Origin of the sequence: Thermotoga sp., assembly GCF_021162145.1 — a bacterium.
Lineage (GTDB): Bacteria > Thermotogota > Thermotogae > Thermotogales > Thermotogaceae > Thermotoga.
In genome coordinates, this window is sequence record NZ_JAGGZH010000036.1 from 1 (window position 1) to 3,940 (window position 3,940).

The 3,940-nt window shown below is 47.5% G+C and carries 2 protein-coding genes and 1 pseudogene; all 3 read right to left on the reverse strand.

Annotated features, from left to right (window positions below; genetic code table 11):
• Nucleotides 1–89: 89 nt before the first annotated feature.
• Nucleotides 90–1,295: a 2,3-bisphosphoglycerate-independent phosphoglycerate mutase gene (locus tag J7K79_RS02895; protein WP_296904993.1), complete on the reverse strand. Its 1,206-nt coding sequence runs from the start codon at nucleotides 1,293–1,295 to the stop codon at nucleotides 90–92.
• Nucleotides 1,296–1,297: 2 nt separating this feature from the next.
• The gene (locus J7K79_RS02900; RefSeq protein ID WP_296904995.1) at nucleotides 1,298–2,911 is read right to left on the reverse strand and encodes a tetratricopeptide repeat protein; all 1,614 of its coding nucleotides are present in this window, start codon (nucleotides 2,909–2,911) and stop codon (nucleotides 1,298–1,300) included.
• Nucleotides 2,908–3,940, reverse strand: a pseudogene (locus tag J7K79_RS02905) (DAK2 domain-containing protein); the annotation flags it as partial. The pseudogene J7K79_RS02905 and the gene J7K79_RS02900, both read right to left, overlap by 4 nt.

Sequence of the window (3,940 nt, forward strand, 5' to 3'; positions counted from 1 at the left end):
CGGGAGTACAATGGGGAAAAGCACGTACCAGGGAAAACGAAAGAGGGCGCCCATGAGCGCCCCCAAGCACAGAGAGAAGAAGATCAGCATCATGCTCCAAACTTTTCCAGTCTTCCGGCGTACGCGAGAGCAAGCGTCATGACGTCACTGGCGTGGATCGTTCCAAGTGTTCCCCGCACGCACTCGAACTCGTTGAAGGCATTCGAAAGGCCTCCCCTCGTGTACTTGGACCAGATGAGAAGAGGAACGGGGTGCCAGCTATGAGCCTTCAATGGAACAGGTGTGGAATGGTCACCTGTGACCACGAGAACATCGGGATTCAACGACAGGATCTCCGGTATCACTTTGTCAACTTCTTCTATCACCTTCACCTTTTCCTCGTATTTTCCGTCCTCACCGTAGGAATCCGTTTTCTTCACATGAACATAGAAGAAGTCGTAGTCATTCCATTTTTCCTTTAAGGTGTTGATCTCATCGGCGACGGTTTGCCCTGTCTCAATGATCTCCATACCCACGAGTTTTGCAAGACCCCTGTACATCGGATAGGTTGCTATCGCGCCGGCTTTCATCTTGTAGACCTCTGGGAACTTGGGAAGGTCAGGATACTTGGAGAAACCTCTTATGAGAGCAAAGTTTATTTTTTTGTTGTCTTTCAAGACTTCTGCTATCTTTTTGATCAATTCGTTCGCGATCCTCGCTGTCTTTTTTGAAGGTTCGTCCAGTCCCTCTGCCCAGACCATGGGATGACCTTCTTTCTGAGGATCCGCGTCCGTTGCTCTGTCGCCAAGCCCCTCACCAGTGAACTTCACAACGAATCTGTGCTCCTTCCCAGGATAAAAAGTGATCTCCACGTCTTCGATTTTCTTGATCTTTTCCGAAAGAAGCTGAACCACCTTGGCAGATTCTTCCGTGGCGGGCCTTCCCGCCCTTCTGTCAAGTACTACGTTTCCATCCCACGTTGCGAAGTTTGCCCTTGCGACAACGTCCTTTTCTCCGACTTCCACGCCTATACCCAGTGCTTCAAGGATGCCTCTTCCTATCTGGTACTTTATGGGGTCGTATCCGAAGAGAGAGAGGTGTCCAGGACCGCTCCCTGGAGTGATACCGGGAAGAACGGGAATGGTCTGACCGAGATCGCTCTCTTTTGCCAGACTGTCAAGATTCGGTGTGTTGGCTGCCTGAAGAGGTGTTTTACCGTTTACAGGGATGTCTCCGAGCCCGTCCATCACGAGCAGGACTATCTTTGTATCGTTTGCTGTCACGAGTTTTGAGACGAATTCCTGTTTATTGAACATCGCTATCCCTCCTTTACGTGTAGTTTTTCCATCACGTATTCCAGTCTGTCATCGGCGGCAACGGGAACGCCCTGCTCCAGGGATTGAAGAAGTGCTATTGTGAGATCGGAGAGCCTTTCAAAATTGAACTTGTCTGCATGTCTGAATCTGGCTATTCTCAAAGAAAATCGCCAGTTTATGTCTTGAGTTTCTGCTACTAACTCTTTCAACAGATCATCCATGAGCAGATCTTCGAACACCAGGAGGAACTGTACGATTCGGAGCAGGACAAGGCTTGAGGCGATCATGATCGAACTACCAAAAAATGCCGAGGAGAACTTCACAATGTTTTCTTCCATCTTGAATATATCGGGTGACTCGAAGATGACACCCATCATGGTTTCGATCATCTCAGACGTATCGATCGTTGTATCGTAAAACGGGAATTGCCCTTCTCTGAGTATCTCGATTCTCTTTTGGACTTCTTCGTTTGAAGAGACCAAATCTTCGGCCAGAGAAACTACATCGATGGTGCCTTCGTAGAAATAATCCCTCAGCCACTCGAACTCTTCAAGGGATGGTACACTCACTTCGTTTTCTGCCAGGGCAATCATGTGCTCTGCTCTCTCTTTGAGTTCCCCAGTGATCTCTGACAAAGCGGAGATGGCTTTTTCCTTGTCAAAGTGAAGAAGAATCGTTGCATAGTTGTACTTCAATATCTCTTCGTCTTTGTGCCTGCTGTAAGCCCCTTCAAACACTTCGAGAGCTTCTTCGTACAAACCGAGTGTCTTGAGAAGAAGCCCGTACTCGTTTGCCAACATGGGATCGTCAGGTATTTTTTCATAGAGTCTTTTCAAAATCCCCAGTGCCTCGAACAATCTACCGAGCTTTATCAGGGTGTAAGAGAGGTTGAACTCCACGTGGTCTTTTCGTTCTACCTCCAATGCCCTCCTGAAGAATTTTTCCGCCTCCTTAAAACGCTGAAGCTGATTGTGAATGACACCGAGTCTTTCATATACTTCCGTAAAGTTCGGGTCTTTTTCGAGAATCCTTTTGTACTCCTCGAGAGCTTCCTCGAACCTTCCTTCTTCGAGAAGAAGGTCACCCTTCTTCAGAAGTGGAAGCAGGAACTCTTTGTTGGTTTCATAGGCTTTTTCGTAGAAAAGAATGCTGTCTTCTGTTTCGCCCTTTTCTTTCAATATGTTCGCCAGTTCGAAATAGGCTGGAGCGAAGTCTTCCTTCATCGATATTGCTACTCGCATCTCCACTTCGGCTTCACCAAGATCTTCCTTGTGTTTGAGGAGAAGCCCCCTGTAAAAGTGGTAGCGGTAGTCGTACTGAACCTCTTTTGCTTTTTCCAGAACTTTTTCTGCCTCGTCGAGTTTTTGCTCACGAAGGAGTTCCTTGAATTTCTCGTAGAGGAAGAATACATAGTAAGACCTGTAATATTCGTCCTTCGATACCTCGTACTGTGCTTCAAGCCCCCTTAAAACCACATCAAGAGGAATACGATCTTCCTCCACTATCCTGGGGAGATCTTCTGCCAGTACGGGGAGTTTCACTGGTAGGTTGTTCTGTTTCGCTTTGTCTGGATCGAGCGGAAGATACACAATCGCCCTTATGCTTTCACCCCTCATTGCAAAAGCATCAAAAATGGATAATGGGGTTGCCCTCCCTCGTGGATCTCGAGATCCAGATTCGGGAACTCTTCTCCTATGAAGCTTTGTATCTTTTCAAGCTCAGCCTTTCGATAGTTGTCACCAAGGAAAACAGTGAGAATCTCCTTTTCCCTGGCGTTTTCTTTCTCCAGAACATCTTTCAGCGTCTTCACGAGGTTGAATCCGTGTGTCACGAGTTCTTTTCTCACAAAAACGAGGTACTCCCCCTTCTTTATACGCCTTTTTCCGTATCTGGAGTCCCTGACTGCCCTTGTGATAGAAATTGGCACACACTGGTCTATTGCCTCTTCGAACCTTTTCTTGAGCTCGTCAGGATTCTCGTCGGGATCGTATTCCACCATTGCAGCGACGCATTCTTGAACGTGTGAGGATGGTACAACGATCACTCTTTTGCCACCCACCGATTCCGCCACCTGTTTTGCCGTGAGAAGGACGTTCACGTTGTTCGGGAAGAGGAAGACCACTTTCGCGTGTGTCTTGTCCACCGCCGCTTTCAAGTCGGCAAAGCTGGGGTTCATCGTTTGGCCGCCCAGTACTATCTCGTCCACGCCTAAACTTTTCAAGATCTCCGAAATCCCTTTTCCTGGAGAAACTGCAACCACTCCTATTTCTTTTTCGACTTGGACGGATAGGATGTGTTCGTGCTGAAGTTTCATGTTGTCCACCTTTACTTTCATTATTTCACCGAACTCCAGTACTTTCTCAAGCACCTGGCCTGGATGATTCGTGTGCACGTGTAATCTGAAAAGGTCGCTCTGTTCTACGAGGACGACAGAATCTCCGATCTCATTCAGGAAGGATTCCAGTTCGGACTTTTCTAAGACACGTTTTCTCCGAACGACCACCTCTGTACAGTACTGGTTCGCTATCTCTTCCAGTGCCATCCTCTTAAGATCTTCCACCGAAGCTTGTTCTACCTGTTCGAGGTTCACTTCTATATTTCCCTTGATTGCATCTTTCATACCTTCGAATATATAGTAGAGTCCC

Excerpts from the sequence above, each read along its gene's own strand:
- J7K79_RS02900 (WP_296904995.1), bottom strand. The coding sequence starts at position 2,911 with ATGAGGGGTGAAAGCATAAGGGCGATTGTGTATCTTCCGCTCGATCCA.
- J7K79_RS02895 (WP_296904993.1), bottom strand. The coding sequence starts at position 1,295 with ATGTTCAATAAACAGGAATTCGTCTCAAAACTCGTGACAGCAAACGAT.